Source organism: Hymenobacter volaticus (assembly GCF_022921055.1).
Lineage (GTDB): Bacteria > Bacteroidota > Bacteroidia > Cytophagales > Hymenobacteraceae > Hymenobacter > Hymenobacter volaticus.
In genome coordinates this window covers 40536-58305 of sequence record NZ_CP095069.1, presented here as the reverse complement: position 1 = coordinate 58305, position 17770 = coordinate 40536, and the positions used below count along the sequence as shown (strand labels likewise).

12 protein-coding genes are annotated in these 17770 nt (G+C 52.2%); 4 read left to right on the top strand and 8 right to left on the bottom strand.

Annotation, left to right across the window (positions count from 1 at the left end; all coding sequences use genetic code 11):
* Position 1: 1 nt before the first annotated feature.
* From MUN86_RS30345 to MUN86_RS30325, 5 genes are all read right to left on the bottom strand, one after another.
* Positions 2 to 2422 (bottom strand): ABC transporter permease, encoded by a 2421-nt coding sequence (locus MUN86_RS30345; protein WP_245127724.1) that lies wholly within the window; start codon positions 2420 to 2422, stop codon positions 2 to 4.
* An 84-nt stretch (positions 2423 to 2506) separates the two neighbouring features.
* Positions 2507 to 4921: an ABC transporter permease gene (locus tag MUN86_RS30340; RefSeq protein ID WP_245127723.1), complete on the bottom strand. Its 2415-nt coding sequence runs from the start codon at positions 4919 to 4921 to the stop codon at positions 2507 to 2509.
* A 76-nt stretch (positions 4922 to 4997) separates the two neighbouring features.
* Complete coding sequence (locus MUN86_RS30335) at positions 4998 to 7367, bottom strand: ABC transporter permease (protein ID WP_245127722.1); 2370 nt, start codon at positions 7365 to 7367, stop codon at positions 4998 to 5000.
* 61 nt (positions 7368 to 7428) lie between these two features.
* Positions 7429 to 8118 (bottom strand): ABC transporter ATP-binding protein, encoded by a 690-nt coding sequence (locus MUN86_RS30330; protein ID WP_245127721.1) that lies wholly within the window; start codon positions 8116 to 8118, stop codon positions 7429 to 7431.
* A gap of 50 nt (positions 8119 to 8168) precedes the next feature.
* Entirely contained in the window at positions 8169 to 9428 is a 1260-nt protein-coding gene (locus MUN86_RS30325; RefSeq protein WP_245127720.1) for an efflux RND transporter periplasmic adaptor subunit, read from the bottom strand.
* A 403-nt stretch (positions 9429 to 9831) separates the two neighbouring features.
* Here MUN86_RS30325 and MUN86_RS30320 point away from each other — a divergent pair, with 403 nt between their 5' ends.
* Positions 9832 to 11214: a sigma-54-dependent transcriptional regulator gene (locus MUN86_RS30320; protein WP_245127719.1), complete on the top strand. Its 1383-nt coding sequence runs from the start codon at positions 9832 to 9834 to the stop codon at positions 11212 to 11214.
* Positions 11204 to 12589: a sensor histidine kinase gene (locus tag MUN86_RS30315; protein WP_245127718.1), complete on the top strand. Its 1386-nt coding sequence runs from the start codon at positions 11204 to 11206 to the stop codon at positions 12587 to 12589. Before MUN86_RS30320 ends, MUN86_RS30315 begins: the two co-directional genes overlap by 11 nt.
* A gap of 83 nt (positions 12590 to 12672) precedes the next feature.
* On the opposite strand, the gene MUN86_RS30310 is transcribed toward MUN86_RS30315, so the two are convergent.
* On the bottom strand, positions 12673 to 13086 hold the full coding sequence (locus tag MUN86_RS30310; RefSeq protein ID WP_245127717.1) for a hypothetical protein: 414 nt from the start codon (positions 13084 to 13086) through the stop codon (positions 12673 to 12675).
* Positions 13087 to 13508: 422 nt separating this feature from the next.
* Here MUN86_RS30310 and MUN86_RS30305 point away from each other — a divergent pair, with 422 nt between their 5' ends.
* The gene (locus tag MUN86_RS30305) at positions 13509 to 14390 is read left to right on the top strand and encodes an SDR family oxidoreductase (RefSeq protein WP_245127716.1); all 882 of its coding nucleotides are present in this window, start codon (positions 13509 to 13511) and stop codon (positions 14388 to 14390) included.
* 227 nt (positions 14391 to 14617) lie between these two features.
* Here MUN86_RS30305 and MUN86_RS30300 read toward each other — a convergent pair whose 3' ends face one another.
* Positions 14618 to 15235: a TetR/AcrR family transcriptional regulator gene (locus MUN86_RS30300; RefSeq protein WP_245127715.1), complete on the bottom strand. Its 618-nt coding sequence runs from the start codon at positions 15233 to 15235 to the stop codon at positions 14618 to 14620.
* A gap of 272 nt (positions 15236 to 15507) precedes the next feature.
* Between MUN86_RS30300 and MUN86_RS30295 the strand changes: the two genes are divergently transcribed.
* Positions 15508 to 16386, top strand: a complete 879-nt coding sequence (locus MUN86_RS30295; RefSeq protein WP_245127714.1) for an NmrA family NAD(P)-binding protein — start codon at positions 15508 to 15510, stop codon at positions 16384 to 16386.
* Between the two features lie 103 nt (positions 16387 to 16489).
* Here MUN86_RS30295 and MUN86_RS30290 read toward each other — a convergent pair whose 3' ends face one another.
* On the bottom strand, positions 16490 to 17566 hold the full coding sequence (locus MUN86_RS30290) for a LacI family DNA-binding transcriptional regulator (RefSeq protein WP_245127713.1): 1077 nt from the start codon (positions 17564 to 17566) through the stop codon (positions 16490 to 16492).
* Positions 17567 to 17770: the final 204 nt, after the last annotated feature.

Sequence of the window (17770 nt, the reverse complement as noted above, 5' to 3'; positions counted from 1 at the left end):
CTTAATTGACGCGTAGGTTTTTGATAGGGTTGGCCGCAGCGGCCCGCACTGCTTGCACGCTCACCGTGACCAGCGCAATCAGGAGTGCTGCTGCGCCGACCAAGACAAACACCCACCAACTCACGTTAATGCGGTAAGCAAAATCTTGCAGCCAGCGGTGCATGGCCCACCAGGCCAGCGGCCACGCCACTACGTTGGCCACGACAACCAGCTTAAGGAAATCCTTGGAGAGCAGCGAAACAATATTAGTAACTGAAGCGCCAAGTACCTTGCGGATGCCAATTTCTTTGGTGCGTTGCTCAGCTGTAAACGTTGCCAGTCCAAATAAACCCAGGCAAGCAACCAACACGGTGAGCCCGGCGAAGAGGTAAAGAATGCGCCCTAGCTTTCTTTCGGCCTCGTAAGTTTGCATGAAGCGCTCATCCAAAAACGAGTATGAGAATGGCTCTTCCGGTGAAAACTTCATCCACTGCTCTTTCAATGTCGTCACCAGGCCAGCCAGATCCGCGCCTTTCACTTTCACAATCACGGCGCCCGAGCTGTTAGCCAGCGTCATGATTAGGGGGGTGATGGGTTCGTGCAAAGATTTGAAATGAAAGTCTTTGATGACGCCAATAACTCGGTAGGTGACTTTGTGCCCCTGGTTATCAGCGTTGGATATGGTATGGCTCAAGTCGTTTTTGTCCCAGCCGAACGTCTTGGCAGCCGTTTCATTCAAGATAACAGCCGTCGAATCGGTGGAATGGCGTGTTGAAAAGTTGCGGCCCGTTGTCAGTTGAATGCCAAGCGTGGGGAGGTACTGCGGGTCGACTTCGTAGCGAAGTACCTTCAGCAGCTGCGTAGGATTGTCGTCGGTGGAAACCAGGAAGTTGTTGGAATACGTCTGGCCGGCGGGCAAGTAACCCGAGGTGCTTACACTTACCACCCGCGGGTCTTGCAGGAGCTGCTGCCGAAACGTTTCGGCGTGCTTGCCCAGCAGATTGGTTTCCGGCAGCACCAGCACGTGGTCTTTGTCGTAGCCAAGCTTCTTGCTTTGAATGTATTCAAGCTGCTGATACACGACCAGCGTGCTAACCATCAGTATGATGGAAATGCAGAACTGAAACACAACCAAACCGCTCCGTAAGCCTAAGCTGCCTTTACCGGAAGTGATCTTGCCCTTGAGCACTGCCACCGGATTGAAGGAAGAAAGGAAAAAGGCCGGGTAACTGCCCGCAAAAACCCCAATGAGCACTCCGAACAGCACCAAACCTGGCAACAGCCACCAAGTAGCCATGAGGTCGAACGTGAGCTGTTTTTGGGCCAAGTCGTTGAAAACGGGTAGCGCTACGGCCACAAATACTACGGCTAGCATCAAAGAAACCAGCGTCAGCAGAACGGATTCGAGCAGAAACTGCCCAACCAACTGGCTTTGCAGTGACCCCAACACTTTCCGGACGCCTACCTCCCGGGCCCGCTTAGAGGCGCCAGCCGTAGAAAGATTCATGAAATTGATGCAGGCAATGAGCAGCACAAACCCGGCAATCGAGCTGAAGATGTATACGTAGCGCACATCACCGCCGGCTTCCAGATTGCCAGTGAAATCGGACCGCAAGTGAATGTCGGTGAGCGGTTGCAGGAACAGCCCTAAGTCGTTGCCTTTTTGCCGGAACTGCTGGAAACTCATGCCCACCGCTTTCTGCAACTGCGGACCCAGATATTTGTCGACCACCTGCGGCAGTTTCGCCTCCAGCTTTTTATAGTCGTAACCCTCTGGCAGCACCAAGTAGGTGAAGTAATTGGAGGTCATCCATGACGAGGCTTTGGCTTCCGGGTTGCTAGCAAGAGCCGCGAAAATATCGAAATGGAAATGTGAGTTGGCCGGCACCTTATCGAAAATGCCCGTCACTTTGCAGGAGTGGTTCCATTCTTTGAAGGTCAACACCTTGCCAATGGGATTCACGTTGCCAAAGTACTTGCGGGCAGTGGCTTGCGAAAGAACCACCGTGTAGGGCTGAACTAACGCTGTTTTGGCGTCGCCCTGCAACAAAGGAATGGTGAAAACCTGAAAGAAGTTGGAGTCCACCAGGGCCACGCTGCTTTCCTTGAACGACTTGTCTCCGTAGCTGATCCGGGGGCTACCGCCTTCCCGCAGGCGAGTAGCAGCCTGCACTTCCGGATATTCTGTTTGCAATGTTCGGGCTACCGGCGGCATCACATTCGCCTCTTTCATCTTCTGTCCCTGCACCGAACCTCGAAACACCACGCGCACAATGCGGTCAGCCTTATCGTTATAGCGGTCGTAGCTTAACTCGTTTTGCACGAACAGCATAATCATCAGGCAAGTAGCGAGGCCAATAGCCAGCCCGAAAATATTGATAGCTGAAAAAGCCTTGTTGCGCCACAACTTACGCAACGCGATTTTGAGATAGTTCTGAAGCATGACAACAGCTATGGATGAACAGAAAACTAATGACGGAACAGTAGGAGTGAACCAAGCCGGCTGCCGGTGCTGACCGGCCTAGCTTTACTCGGCTCTTAAGTTCTGAATGGGGTTGGTGGTAGCCGCCTTAATAGCCTGGTAACTAATTGTGAGGAAAGCCACCGCTACGGCGGCCAGCCCAGCTGCCAGGAACACCCACAGCGGAAAATTGATGCGGTACGCAAAGTCTTCCAGCCACTTACGCATGACCATCCACGCCACCGGAAAAGCAATAACGGAGGCTACCAGTACCAGCTTCAGAAATTCTTTCGACAGCAGCGCCACAATGGTAGACGTGTTGGCCCCTAGTACTTTGCGGATACCTATTTCCTTTTTCCGACGTTCGGCCGCGTAAGTAGCTAACCCAAACAACCCAAGGCAGCCCACAAATACGGCTACCGTAGTGAACACCCAAAGCAGTGACTTTAGCTTGTCTTCGGCCTGGTACATCTGCGTGAAATTATCGTCCAAGAACTTGTAATCGATAGGATAATCAGGGGAGAATTTGCTCCATACTTCCTTCACGCCACTGATGGTGCTACCTATGTTTTCACCCTTCAACTTGACGGCTACTTTCCAGTAATCGGCTGGGTTGATGTGCAGCACGGCGGGTTCCACCCGGTCGTACAGGCTCTTGTAGTGGAAGTCTTTTACCACCCCAATGACTTGTCCTTTCTTAAGAGAATCGGGTTTTATATCCCACCAAAGTGCTTTGCCCATAGCCTGTTCAGGTGTGCCAAAGCCTAACTCCTTCACCGCCGTTTCATTGATAATGAAAGCATGATCTTTATCGGTGGTCAACTCTTTGGCGAAATCCCGGCCGGCGATCAGCTGTAGCCCCAAGGTTTTGATATAGTCATAATCCACCATCAGTTGGGTAACCGGATAATGCTTCTGCTCCCCTTTTATCGGAACTATAATCGCGTCGCCGGCCACGGCATCGCCCGGAAAGCCATAGCCAATGGAAACCGCTGCTACGCCCGGCGTTTCAAGCAGTTCGCTCTTAAATGCCTCGTAGCTCTTGGTCATGTTCTCGCCGCGCATCGGGAAAAACATGATTTGTTCTCGGTTGAATCCCAGGTCTTTGTTGTGCAGGTAGTCAACCTGCAGAAAGACCACAATGGCGCTTACTATCAGGAAGATCGAGAGCGAGAACTGCACCACAATCAACCCGTGGCGCAGCCACTGTACCCGCCCGAACATGCCCTCACTCGCTACGGAGCGCTTCAATACCTTGATGGGTTGGAAGCCAGACAGCACCAGAGCCGGGTAGAATCCCGCTACCAGCCCGACCACTACCGTCAGAATTAGCAGTAGCAACGGGATAATTGGCTTGGCAAGGAGGTTAAACGACATGTCCTTGCCCGTGAACTCGTTGAGTGTAGGCAGCACCAGGGAAGTGAGAACTGCGGCCACTAACACGCTAACAAAAGTCAGCAGCACCGTTTCTATCAGGAATTGCAGCATGAGTTGCTGCTGACTGGCCCCAATCGTTTTGCGGATGCCTACTTCCTTGGCGCGCTGCATCGACTTCGCCGTGGCTAGGTTCACGAAGTTGAAGCAGGCAATGAGCAGTACGAAGGCGGCAATAAGGCTAAGCGCTTTCACGTAGGTGATGTTGCCGCGCACGGCTAGGTCGTATTTGAAGCTAGCCGAGTGTAAGTGGATGTCGGTGAGGCGTTGCAGAAACGGAACGAAGGTGATGGGGTCCTTTTTGTCGAGGTTCCGGACTTTCCGCACGATGTAATCCTGCAGCTTCGCTTGGGTTTGCTGGGCATCGGTTCCGGGCTTTAGCTTCACGTAGGTGTAAAACTGTTGCCACCCCCAGCTTTTCATCCGCTCGGCTGGTATTTCGGCTGCTACCATCGGCAGCACGTAATTCACTTTCAAATGGAATTTCGAGAGGCTGTTGCGCAGCACTCCCTTCACCACGAAAGTCGTTTTGCTGATTTTCAGTTCTTTGCCTACGGCGTCTTCGTCGTTGAAAAGCGTTTTAGCGACGTCCTCGGCCAGCACGATAGACCGAGTTCCGGCCAAGGCTTGGTTGGCGGAGCCGTATTTGAAAGGCAGCGGAAAAACTTCGAAAAACGTGGAATCCGCAATCAGTCCGTTTTCCAGGTAGATTTTCTTGTCCCCCACTTCAAACAAACTAACCGACGAATTCATTAGGATACGCGTGGTTTGCTGTACCTCCGGGAACTCCTGCTTCATGGTAGAAGCAAACATGGGCGGAACCACCGCGAAGGTTTCCAGCGCTTCGTTTTTAGTGTATTCGGTGTACACCCGATACACCTGGTTGCCCTCCGGAATAGCCTTGTCGTACTGCAACTCATCGAACACAAACAGCCCGATCAGCAAACACGCCGTGAGTCCAAGGGCCAAACCGGCAATGTTGAGAAACGAAAAACCCTTATGCCGAACAAGGTTCCGGTAGGCGATTTTCAGATAGTTCTTGAACATAGGAGAGAAGCGTAAAAGGAAAGTAACCTTTTCGTGCAGTATGAAAACCTGGTTCTGGGCTATGTGGAGCCTGGTTTTACTCGTCTCGCAGACAGAGCGCCGGAGCGACACGGGCCGCTCGAACGGCTTGCGTACCAACCGTGAGCCACGCCACCAGCAGCGCCAGTAGACCAGCCGCCAAGAAGTACCAGAAGTGCAGCGCTATGCGATATTCGAAGCTGTTGAGCCACTGGCTTACCACGAGGTAGCTGATGGGCAAAGCCAGGATAATAGCCACGACGACTAGTTTGGTAAGGTCGCTCGACAGCAAGTAAACAATACTGAATTCGCTAGCGCCCAACACTTTGCGCACGCCTATTTCCTTGCGCCTTCTTTCGGCTGTGAAAGCTGTCAAACCCAACAAACCCAAGCAGGAAATAACAATTGCCAAACCCGCAAAGTATCGGGACAGCACCGCTATGCGCCGCTCCGAGGCATATTGCGCTTGGTAGTCGGCATCCAAAAAATGATAATCCAGCGTGAGGCCAGGGTTGAACTGCCGGTAAAATTGCTGGAGCAGTTTGATGGTCTCTTGCTCGCGGCCTGGGGCAAGCTTAACGAGCACAGTGCCAGCGGCCTGCGGCTCCAGCCGGAAGATAAACGGCTCTACTTTTTCGTGGAGCGACTCGTAGTGAAAATTCTTGGCTACGCCCACAATTTGCGCCTTACCCAAGACTTTACCTACCGGATTTTGCATGCCCAACGTTGCTACCAGCGCTTCGTTGACGATAATCTTTAGGCTATCGGAGCGAAACTGCCGGGAGAAGCTGCGACCCGCCTTTATCTGAATCCCAAGCGTTTCCAGCATGTCGTAGTTCACGCCTAAGTTGTTGACGGGTATTTTGCGGCCTCCCCACTCTAGCTGTGGCCCCATTCCTTGGGGGCCGACCACCACGAAAGATCCCCACATACCCGACGCATTCAGTACCCCCGGCAGCCGCTTTAGCTCGGCAAGGAACGCCACGGGTTGTTGCGCAGACTTACCCGCCGTTTCGAAATAGATGATGTTGTTCTTATCATATCCCAAGTCCTTGCTCTGCACGAAAGCAACTTGCCGATGCACCACCAGCACGCAAACGATGAAGAGCACCGACAACGCGAACTGAAACACCACCAAGCCCTTACGCGTCCAAAGGTCGGCCATCGAATTGCGGAGCGTGCCCCTGAATACCGTGGCAGGCTTGAACCCCGACAAGTAGAAAGCCGGGTAGCTACCCGCTAGCAACCCCGCCAGCAAGGCAATACCTAGAAAAGCTCCAACGCTCTTAAGACTCAGCTCTAGGGCTAGCTGCTTACCGGTAATTTCATTGAACTGCGGCAATACCAACTGCACCAGCATAACGGCCACGAGCAAGGCCAGCAACGACATTAGCACGGATTCGGCCAGGAAATGCATAACCAACGCTGCCCGGCTGGCACCCAACGTTTTCCGGACCCCAATTTCCTTTACCCGGCGCGTGGCCTTGGCCGTAGCCAGGTTCATGAAATTGATGCAGGCAATCAGTAGTACAAACAAGGCTATGGCCGAAAACAACCTAACGTACTGGATTCGTCCGCCCGCGTGCGCTCCGTTTTCAAATTCGCCGTACAGGTACGCATCGGAATATGGCTCTACGAAAAGCGTACGGCTCTTATTCTTGGCACTTTTGCCCTGCAATAGCTTTGCAATTTTGCTGTTAAATTGGGCGGTATTGGTGCCTTCCTTTAGCACGATATAAGTGTGAAAAGGCCCATCATCTTCCCAGGTTATTCGCTGCCCCATCTTCATGATGTCCTTGAAAGCATCGAAGGTCAGCACGAAATCAAACCGCTCAGTGGAATTAGGCGGAATGGGCCCAAACACGCCCGAGACAATACAGGTCTGCTTCAGATCCGCCATCCCCATCTGCCACTCCACCGACTTTCCCATAGCATTTTGGGGCGTGCCGAACAGCGCAATTGCCATTTCTTGGGAAAGCACAATGGCTGATTTGTTTGCTAATACCCGATTAGCATCGCCTTGAACGAGCGGATAAGTGAAGAGGCTGAAGAAGTTTTCAGCCGCGTATTTCCCCACGGCCCGCACATTCTTGTTTGCCCCTACTAGCGTGAACTGAGGGAAGAAACCGGGAGGCGTAACGGTGGCGGCGGATTCAATTTCCGGCATTTCTTCCACCAGCGCCTCGGCCAGAAGCGGATGAGTGCCCCAACGGGTGTTTATGCCTTGATCGGTACGCACGTTTTCCATCACCCGGAAAAGCCGGCTGTCGGTGGCGTGGTACTTATCGAAGCTCAACTCATCGTTCACCCACAGGTACACCGCTAAGGCACACGCCAATCCCGTGGATAGCCCAATCAGGTTGATAAAAAACGTGGTCTTGAACCGCTTGAAGTTGCGGTAAATCAGGAGCAGGGAATGCCAAATCATGCCGCTAAGCCTTAGGTATAAATAGAATCAAGATGCCGCCAATGCAATAGAAGCCCGAAACTCAGGCGGTGAACTGCTTGTGCACGTTCTCCATCACCACCTCGCCGTCGAGCAGGCGGATAACGCGGTGGGCATAGCGGGCATCGTGCTCGGAGTGCGTCACCATGATGATGGTGGTGCCGGCTTCGTTGAGTTCGGTGAGCAATTCCATCACTTCGTTGCCATTGCTCGAATCAAGGTTACCAGTAGGTTCGTCGGCTAGGATCAGGCGCGGCGAGTTAATCACGGCCCGGGCTACGGCTACCCGCTGCTGCTGCCCACCCGAAAGCTGCTGCGGGAAGTGGTTGCGGCGGTGCATGATCTGCATCTTCTCGAGTACTTTATCTACTTTTTGCTTACGCTCAGTAGCACTCATCCCCAGATAAATCAGGGGCAGCTCCACGTTCTCCACCACCGTCAGCTCGTCGATCAGGTTGAAGCTCTGGAACACAAAACCGAGGTTCCTCTTGCGCAAGTCGGCTCGTTTGCGCTCGGTGTAATGCGCTATTTCCGTTCCGGCAAACTTGATGCTGCCCCCATCGGGCTCGTCCAATAAGCCAATGATGTTCAGCAAAGTGGACTTTCCGCACCCCGAGGGACCCATGATGGCCACAAACTCGCCCTCGTTCACCACGAGGGATACCTTGTTCAGGGCTTTGGTTTCGACCTCTTCCGTGCGGTATACCTTTTCCAGGTTTTCAATATTGATCATGGTGCTGCGAATTGAACTGGTTGATTCAAGTTATAGCTAAGAGCTGCCCGTTAGTCTTTCTTGTCGTTAAGCACTAGTTCGCCCATGTCTTCGTAGCCTTCGTAGCTGGACGTCACCACTTTGTCGCCGGGCTTGAGGCCCTCTAGCACTTCGTAGTATTCCGGATTCTGGCGGCCCAGGCGGATATCGGCTTTGTAGGCTTTCGTGCCGCCCTCGTTCACTTTGAAAATCCAGTTGCCGCCGGTTTTCTGGTTGAAGCCGCCTTTGGGCACCAGCACTGCTTGTGTTTGGTCACTAAGAGCAAGGCGTACTTGCAAGGTTTGGCCGCGGCGCATGCCTTCTGGCACTTTGCCCACAAATTCCATGTCCACTTGCAGGCCCTTGGTCACTTGCGTGTAGATCTTCTTTACGCTGAGCGCGTAGGTTTTGCCGTCAAGCACAAACTCACCTTTCTGCCCCGGAAAAATGCGCGAGATATAGTATTCATCGATGTTGGCGCGCACTTTCAAGCCGTTGAGCATATCGAGCTGGCCGATCCGCTGTCCACGCGCCTTCGACTCCCCGATTTCGGCATTCAAGGAAGTGATACGCCCGGCCACCGGCGCCTTAATGGTAAGGTCATCCATCTTCTTGCGCATCAAAGCGAGGTTGCTTTGCATACGCCCCACCGACTCCTGCATTTGGTTGATTTGCTGACGCATAGCCACCGAATCTTGTTGCAGGTTTTGCCGAGTGAGCTGTTGCTTGCGCACCTGGTATTGGTAGTTATTCTGGCTTTGGTTGAATTCTTGCCGCGAAACAACCTTCTGCTCGTAGAGCGTTTTGTTGAGCTCGTAAATGCGTTTAGCTTCTTTGAGTTGGTAGTCAATATCGGCCAGTTGGTTGAGTTGCTGAATGCGGTTTTGCCGCATCAGGTTGCGGGTGTCCTGCAGGTTGTTCATCAGGTCGAACACGGCCGTTTCGCGGTTTACCATTTCCAGCTGCAAATCGGTGTTGGTCAGTTCGATGATGGGTTGACCGGGAGTAAGCGTCGCGCCATCTTCCACCAGAATATTCTTCACCGTACCGCCCTCGGTTGCATCCAGATAAATGGTTTTGATGGGCATCACCGTCCCATCAATAGGAATAAATTCCTGAAAAGCGCCCTTAGTGACCGTGCTGATTGTAAGGCGCTCGGGGTCCACGTTTAGCTTGGTGGGACCAGCCGTAGAGAAAAAGCTTGCTACCAACAGGCCCATCACAAGCACAAGGCCAGCTAACAGTAGCAGCTTGCGGGTGGTCCAGGTTTTCTTTTGAATAGGTACGTCCATGATTCTCGAAATGCGTTGTATGCCCTCACAACTGCTTTCGATATGTACACCGTAAGGATTGTGCCAGCTAAATAATACGCTGTTAATCAGCTGGTTGAATAAGAATCCGGCTTGCCCTGAGGCAAAACTGTTCGGTTTCGATACACTACATTGTCCGGTACTGATACATTTAAAGTAGCTACCTGCCTGAAAACTCGCCTAGCGAGCTGCGAAGGGCGTTTTTGTAAATTAGTACAGTTTGTGGTGGGTATTCGAGTACTTAGTATCTATCCGAGTAAGCACCTGCATGAACCGCTAGCTTTGCTAAGCTTAGCGTGACAACTTTTGACGCTATTGCTTTTCAGGTAAGGCGCTCTTGGCTAGACTACTACCCATTTTTCATCCCTCATTCGCAACAGTTCTAATGGCTTCCAGTAAAGCGCGCGTGCTTGTAGTTGACGACGACCGGGATGTGCTGTTTGCGGTCAAGATGCTGCTCAAAAACGAGGTGCAAGAAGTCGTGACGGAGAAGAATCCGGAAAACTTGCTTTCGGTGCTGAGCCGGCAAACGTTCGATGTTGTCTTCTTGGACATGAACTTCAAAAGCAACCTAGGCACCGGCAACGAAGGCCTATATTGGCTCAGCCGCATCCTGGAACGCGACAAAGACGCCACCGTGATTATGATTACGGCGCACGGCGAAGTCAGCACGGCGGTGCGCTCGTTGAAGGCCGGCGCCACCGACTTCATCGTTAAACCTTGGCACAACGAAAAGTTACTGGAAACCCTAAAGGCCGCGTTGCAGCAGAAAACTCGTAAAAGCGGCCTTGCTAGTAGTCAGCCCAAACGGCCGGGCTCCTTTGCGGATGATGCCATCTTGGGCAACTCCGAGCTCATGCAAGAGCTATTTCATAAAATCGAGAAAGTGGCGCCCACCGAAGCCAACGTGCTCTTGCTCGGCGAAAACGGCACCGGCAAAGAACTGGTAGCAAAAGCCTTGCATCAACGGTCATTTCGAGCCAGCAAACCCTTTATCACAGCTGACTTAGCCGCTATGAGCGAAGGCATCTTTGAAAGCGAACTTTTCGGCCACAAAAAAGGCTCGTTTACAGATGCCAAGGACGACCGAATCGGACGCTTCGAAGCGGCTTCTACCGGCACATTGTTTCTAGATGAAATCGGTAATATCTCGCTGCCGCAGCAGGCCAAACTCCTGACGGTTCTGCAAAACCGGCAGGTGATTCCGCTGGGCAGCAACGTGCCAGTGCCCGTTGATATCCGACTTATCTCGGCCACTAACGCGCCGCTTTACGAGTTGGCAGCTAAAAGTCAGTTTCGTAAAGATTTAATCTACCGAATCAACACCGTCGAAATTACCTTGCCCCCGCTACGCGAGCGGGGCGACGACGTGTTGCTACTAGCCAAGCATTTTGCGGCCCTGTACGCGGCTCGCAACCACAAAGCCGTTCCAGAATTTGAGTCAACTACCTTCAAAAAGCTAAAGCAGCACAGTTGGCCTGGCAATATCCGGGAGCTACAACACGCGGTGGAGCGGGCCGTCATCCTGGCCGAGGGCAACGTGCTACGCCCCCAAGATTTCAGCTTCTCGGCTATGGAGTTGCCATTGCCTGCGTTCGGCCACGCACTGACAGAGTACACCGACGGTCCTTTGCAACTGCAAGAAGTGGAAAAGAACACAATTCTGCGCGTCATCGAGCGCCACAACGGCAACATCACTAAAGCTGCCAAAGAACTCGGTATCACGCGCACTGCCCTTTACCGTCGCCTCGAAAAACATGACCTTTAAACGGCTCGAAATCGGCATTTTTCTTCGGCTCCTGGGGCTGTTTGCGTTGCTGTATGGGGCAGTGTATTACATGAACCGGGCTTCGTACGTCCTAGCACTATTCGCTGGCTTCCTGATTATTGCGCTGGTACTGGAGCTGGCCCGCTACGTGACCCGCAGTAACAAAGAGTTGGCGAGTTTTATTCTGGCGGTAAAATACCGGGACTTTTCCCAGCACTTCAACGAAGAGCACACCAATCCTTCCCTCAAGCAACTCCACCAAGCCTTCAACCAAATCAACAGCACGTTTCGGCAGCTCAGCGCAGAAAAAGAGGCGCAGTTCACCTACCTGCAAACGGTGCTGGAGCTAATAGATACCGGCATTATTTCCTACGATGCAGAAGGGCATGTAGAGTGGGTAAATGAGTCGTTTAAACAAACACTTGAACTGCCTTACCTGCGCAATATTCACGCGCTGCAAAAACGCCATGCGGTGCTCTACCACGCTATTATGCAGCTTGCGCCCGGCAGCCCGGTGATAGTGAAACTCACGGTGGAGCAAAAAACCATGCAGCTGCTGCTCTCGGCCACATCGTTTAAACTGCAAGGCCGCAACTTCACACTTATTGCTTTCAAGAATGTGAGCCATGCGTTAGACGAAACCGAAACCGAGGCCTGGCAAAAGTTGCTACGGGTTATGACCCACGAAATCATGAATTCAGTGGCTCCCATTGCGTCGTTGGCCGATACCCTACGTCGTCATGTGCGTCTGGAAAAACAGAAAGCCACCGAGCCGCTCGGCTACGACCCCGATTTGCTCGATGATGTGGAAGAAGGTATCAGCATCATTCAGCACCGCAGCGAAGGCCTACTGAATTTTGCCCAGGTATACCGCAATTTCAGCAAAATCACTACGCCGCTGCTGACCACTATTTACGTGCAGGAGCTGTTTAATAGCATTCAGGCCTTACTGACGCGTCAACTCACGGAGCAGCGTACTGAACTGCTAATTTCCGTGCACCCCCCTGATTTGCTGCTACAAGCCGATAGCCGCTTGATGGAACAAGTGCTGATCAACTTGATTCTCAATGCTACGCACGCAGTAGAAGGACGCCCTTATCCGCAGATTCAGTTGCTGGCGAGGATGGGGGAGAAAGAACAGGTTGTTCTCGAAGTTGTAGATAACGGCACTGGCATCCCCGCTGACTTGTTGGACAGCATTTTCATTCCATTTTTCACCACGCATCCAAACGGGTCAGGCATAGGCTTGAGCTTAGCCAAGCAAATTATGCACCTACACAAAGGCAGCATTCAGGTGCAATCGGTAGAAAGTGTTGGCAGCGTTTTTCGGTTGGAGTTTCCAGCAACAGTAGAAGCTAAGTTGCCAAAAGCGTAGCTGCCGAGTTGCCAAGCTAGCCTGCATAGCATATCTATCGGCTTGAAGAGTACTTTCCTATCAACTCAGTGATAACCGAGCACTTAACAGGTAATTAAATAGGCGCGGGCCTCGTCTAAGCTTTGGAAAGCATTGGAGTCGTTCTGCTTACGAGCATAAATCTGGATTTCGCGGATGGAAAGCCGAGTAACCGCATCTTTCGCCATTATAAATGCTGTGCATATCCGCTGGGGCCGCGCAATTACGCCTCCATACCATTCCTTGGCTAGCATAGCTTTTTCCGGCTCGGTTAGGGGCTGAATCGAGTACATGTCCACTAGAATACGGTGCCACCCGCGCCGCAGCAATAGTTGACCTAGATGCATCAGCAAAGCCCGTAAGTCATTGAGTTGTCGGGGCACGTTGTAGTACAGAACGAAAGCATACCCTTCCGGATGCTCGGTAATCCGACCAATAGCGTTTTCAAAATAGGCAGCATGTTTGGTGCTGGTCGGCATACAGAACTAGGGTAAGCAGGTATAGTTGGAAATGGCTATAAGATATGTGTAAAACCCTAATGCTACACGTCTTGAAGGTTGATATTTAAGGTTTTAATAGTGTACAGATGCTAGCTGTATTTGCTTAGCAATAATGCAATGAGAGCTTTTTGTGATCGATGAGCAGCGAAATCATCCGTGATGATAAGTCGAATAAGTAGATGCATATCAAATGTAGACTTAAGCCAACATCCATTATCATCTTGTTTGTTGATGCACACAGTACAAATCCTGCTTACTATCAATAAATAGTGCCTACTACCTAGCTTTCTAAACGACCTGATTGTTTGAATTCTACAGTAGATGGTTTGCTTGGCGCAATGGATAGCAAGGCGTGCTGCTGACCTTTGTGCAGGAAGTATCATTCTTTAAGCAAATCAGTTATGAAAGTTTTTGTGACGGGGGCATCAGGTTTTGTTGGCTCAGCCGTGGTGCAGGAATTGTTGCAAGCCGGCTATCAAGTGCTAGGCCTAGCTCGCTCCGACAAGTCAGCACAAGCATTGACAGCGGCCGGAGCTGAAGTGCTACGAGGCGACCTAAATGACCTCGACAGTTTGAAACACGGAGCTAGCACTACTGATGGTGTTATCCACCTGGCCTTTATCCACGACTTCTCGCAGTATCAAGCTGCGGCTGTCACTGATCAACGTGCCATTGAGGCAATGGGCAGCATATTGGTTGGTTCCAATCGGCCGCTGGTTGTGACTTCGGGTCTGGCCGGATTCCCTGAAGGCCGCATAGCCACCGAGCAAGATGTGCCTACTAGCGGAGCCCGCACATCGGAGCAAGCGGCGCTAGCCTTAGTTCCGCAGGGCGTGCGCGCGTCGGTGGTACGGCTGGCCGCGTCGGTGCACGACCAGGGTGACCACGGCTTCGTTCCTTATCTCATTGAAGTGGCTCGGCAAAAAGGTGAGGCGGCCTATATCGGAGAAGGATTGAACCGCTGGCCAGCCGTACACCGGCTCGATGCCGCCCATTTGTTTCGGTTGGCGCTAGAAAAAGCCCCAGCTGGAGCATGCTACCACGGGGTAGCCGATGAAGGAATTTCGCTACGTGACCTAGCTGATATAATCGGCCGGCACCTGAATGTACCAGTAGCGTCGAAATCGGTGGAGGAAGCGACAGAACATTTCAACTGGATTGCACGCTTCGCGAGCATGGATCTAGCGGCTTCCAGCGCACTTACCCAACAGTGGTTGGATTGGCACCCAACTCGTGTAGGGCTACTGGAAGATTTAGAGCAGGGACACTATTTCGCTAGCTAGACAAAGAGCCCCAACCAAACAAAAGCCTCTAGAGCAAGCTGCTCCAGAGGCTTTTGTTTGGTTGGGGCTTTCGACTGCACGAGGTGCTGAGCCTTATTAATTGCTAATATTAATTCTGCGTAAGTAAATCTATCGGTATGAAGTCGGCGACGAGGTGTGAGCCCTGGTAGTAGTGGATATAGTAGCAAATGCTTGTATCTGATTGAGGCTAAAAGTTGCCTCGACTATTATTTAAGCACTGGGATGATCGATACTATCGTGTTGCGAATGGGAGTTACGTCTATAACCGGGCTGGCGCCTAAGTCGTCAGACCAACTCGCAGTGGGTTCTACTAGGCCAAATAGCGCACGTGTGTAGCGCGGATATAGCAGTTGACCTAGCAGCAGTTGAGCCAATTGCTGACTCACACCGGTTTCTATCGTCAGCCGAGACTCCAGAAACAGAGCTATGCGCGCTTGTGCAGTTTCAAACAATGCCTCGTGTAGGCGTACAGAGCCCTGCGGAAACCGCTCGGCTTCAGTGATACCCAAGCGACACAAACGCAGGGGTTTGCTTGACAAGATTGTTTCTAGAAAGTGAGCGCAGAACAGGACCAAAGCCTGTTCAGTATCGGTGGCGTAGTCAGCTGGCTCCTTCAAATGGTCTAGCTGCAGTTCCAACACCAAATCGAATACTGCCAAGAACAAGTTTTCCTTGCTTATAAAGTGGGCGTACAGAGTGCGTTTGGTGGTGTTTGCGTGTTCAGCAATCCGGTCCATGGATGCCCGCTCGAAGCCAACTTCTAGGAATACAGCCTTGGCAGCATGTATCATCTGATTCCGAAGCTCGACACCGCGTTTGGCCATCCTAGTAGTTATTGAATAATATGCCGCTTGCCGCTGGGCTTCGCGCTATTGGGTAAGGTACTATGCTAATACTGTCTGATGCAGCAAGTAGGACTGTTTGCCAACGAAACCCAGCCAAGCAAAAATAGCCTCTCTTGTTGGGACTACCGATCTATGGAACAGCGGCCAGCAAAACTGCTAGTACAATAGCAGTAAACATTTATGGTGCTACAGTTGTAAGTATACTATACTGTATAGTATACTTACAACTCCAAACCGCATCATCACTCCCCATGAAAATTGTTGTAACAGGCTCATTAGGAAACATTAGTAAACCGCTAACACAAGTGCTCGTTGAGAAAGGGCATGCGGTTACAGTAATCAGCAGCAAACCAGGCAAGCAACCAGAGATTGAGGCTTTAGGCGCTGCCACTGCTATCGGTTCACTGGAAGACGTGGCTTTTCTGACGTCTGCTTTCACCGGAGCCGATGCTGTGTACGTAATGATACCGCCCAATTTCACTGAGCCCAATCAGGTAGCCTACTACAGCCGACTAGCCCACAACTACGCACATGCCATTCAGCAAACAGGCGTTAAGCGGGTGGTTGGCCTTAGCAGTTGGGGTGCCCACTTAGACAAAGGCACCGGTCCTATTCTTGGCTCGCACCATGTAGAGACTATTCTCAACAAGCTAGCGGATGTGGCCCTTACCCACCTACGACCAACTTCCTTCTATACCAACCTATATGGCTTCGTGGGCATGATCAAAGCGCAAGGCTTCATTGGCGCCAACTATGGGGGCGACGATAAAGTGGCTATGGTCCACCCGCGCGATATTGCTTCCGCGGCCGCCGAAGAGCTAACGACTCTTAGTACTGTGGGCCAGCACGTGCGCTACGTTTCCAGTGATGAATGCACATGCAGTGAAGCAGCGCGCGTTTTAGGGGCGGCTATTGGTAAGCCTGATTTGCAGTGGTTAACCTTTACCGACCAGCAAATGCAAGGAGCATTAGAGCAAAACGGAGTGCCGGCCCCAGCGGCCGCTGGCGTAGTGGAATTGTACGCTAGCATCCATAGTGGCAAGTTAGGCGAGGACTACGAAATACATAAGCCAGTCATGGGCAAAGTGAAGCTAGCCGATTTTGCCAAGGAGTTTGCTGCAGCTTTTTAACCACTAGTAACGCCTAAACACAAAGAGCCGGCCCATCCGAGGCCGGCTCTTTGTGTTTGCTAGTTGACTATGGATGTTGCAAGCGAGGATAAAATAGGCCGCTCTACTTGTCGAGATAGTAGTGCACGTTCTCCTTGGTGATGATGTCGAGGGGAAGGTTTTGGATCGAACCCACTGGCTTCTTGAAGACAAGCTGGTCGGCCAGTGCGTACAGGCCCCGGTAGCCCTGCTGCTGCGGATTCTGATTGATCAAAAAGTCAATCACGTTCTCGTGCAGAAACGCTATATTTTGCTCGAGTAGGTCATAACCCACTAGGCGTAGGTGCTCGCGGTGGTATGCCTGCAGGTAAGGAGCAAGAGCATAAGCCTTAGACGTGCTCACGAAGATACCCTGCAACTGGTCCGCTGGCTCGTCGAGTAGCGCCGTGAGTTGGCGGGCAAAGGCGGCTTCACTCGGGTCAGGCAGTTCGAGGCGGCGCAGCGTGTAGCTACCGCCCGCAGTTGTCTCCGGCGTCAGCCGGGCAAAGTAGTCGCGGAAGCCGCGCTCTTTTTCTGTGATGTGCACAGCATTAGCCGTATCCTCGCCGATGTGGGCGATCAGGAAAGTGGCTGGCGCCGATTGGCCCAGCTGTAGCAGCTTGCCAGCCAGTACCCCACTCTGGTATGAGTCCTGGCCCACATAGCTTAAGGCCTGCGCCTCGGCGATGTGCGTGTTAAACAACACGTAGGGAATCTGCGCCTGTTGCCAGAGGGTAAAAAAGTGTAGCGCCTCGCGATAGAACAAAGGGGCCAGCAGAATACCGTCGGGCTGTGCGTCGGTAGCGGCTTGTGCCTGCTGGCGGAAGGAATCTACCTGGCTCAGGACGTAGGGGAAGCTGAGTACGCTGATACCGTAGGATTGCAGCTCACGGGCGGCCTGAGCAATACCGCGCCAAGGAGCATCCCAATAAGGGTCGAGTGTGTGGTCGGGGTGGAGCACGGCAAGGCGGTAGGAGCGGTTGGCTCCGAGCGTGCGGGCCAGCAAGTTGGGCTCATAGGCAAGTTCCTGCATCATGTGCAGTACCTTCTGGCGCACATCCTCGGCCACGCGGCCGCGGTTATGCAGCACCCGGTCGACTGTGCCCACCGACACGTTAGCCTTGGCTGCGATGTCCTTCAGCCGCACTCCGTTCTTGCTCATAATTGCTTTCTGCCAGTAATGAAAAGTCTGCCTTATCCTTTGATAGAGTACCAGCGTAACCCAAAAAAGTGGCGCCGTATAGGGGCCCTCAGGGTGCGTAGAGGTTCAGACCTCCCAAATTTACTTACTATGCATGCTGTCGCCTAGGTTTATTTCTAAACTTAAGAAAAAGTCTTCTTGTAATCCTATCCCATTACTTAGAAT

What these genes read in the sequence shown, in the direction of transcription:
- MUN86_RS30345 (WP_245127724.1), bottom strand. Translation starts at nt 2,422, where the DNA reads ATGCTTCAGAACTATCTCAAAATCGCGTTGCGTAAGTTGTGGCGCAAC.
- MUN86_RS30330 (WP_245127721.1), bottom strand. Translation starts at nt 8,118, where the DNA reads ATGATCAATATTGAAAACCTGGAAAAGGTATACCGCACGGAAGAGGTC.
- MUN86_RS30300 (WP_245127715.1), bottom strand. Translation starts at nt 15,235, where the DNA reads ATGGCCAAACGCGGTGTCGAGCTTCGGAATCAGATGATACATGCTGCC.
- MUN86_RS30315 (WP_245127718.1), top strand. Translation starts at nt 11,204, where the DNA reads ATGACCTTTAAACGGCTCGAAATCGGCATTTTTCTTCGGCTCCTGGGG.
- MUN86_RS30325 (WP_245127720.1), bottom strand. Translation starts at nt 9,428, where the DNA reads ATGGACGTACCTATTCAAAAGAAAACCTGGACCACCCGCAAGCTGCTA.
- MUN86_RS30290 (WP_245127713.1), bottom strand. Translation starts at nt 17,566, where the DNA reads ATGAGCAAGAACGGAGTGCGGCTGAAGGACATCGCAGCCAAGGCTAAC.
- MUN86_RS30295 (WP_245127714.1), top strand. Translation starts at nt 15,508, where the DNA reads ATGAAAATTGTTGTAACAGGCTCATTAGGAAACATTAGTAAACCGCTA.
- MUN86_RS30305 (WP_245127716.1), top strand. Translation starts at nt 13,509, where the DNA reads ATGAAAGTTTTTGTGACGGGGGCATCAGGTTTTGTTGGCTCAGCCGTG.
- MUN86_RS30320 (WP_245127719.1), top strand. Translation starts at nt 9,832, where the DNA reads ATGGCTTCCAGTAAAGCGCGCGTGCTTGTAGTTGACGACGACCGGGAT.
- MUN86_RS30340 (WP_245127723.1), bottom strand. Translation starts at nt 4,921, where the DNA reads ATGTTCAAGAACTATCTGAAAATCGCCTACCGGAACCTTGTTCGGCAT.
- MUN86_RS30310 (WP_245127717.1), bottom strand. Translation starts at nt 13,086, where the DNA reads ATGCCGACCAGCACCAAACATGCTGCCTATTTTGAAAACGCTATTGGT.
- MUN86_RS30335 (WP_245127722.1), bottom strand. Translation starts at nt 7,367, where the DNA reads ATGATTTGGCATTCCCTGCTCCTGATTTACCGCAACTTCAAGCGGTTC.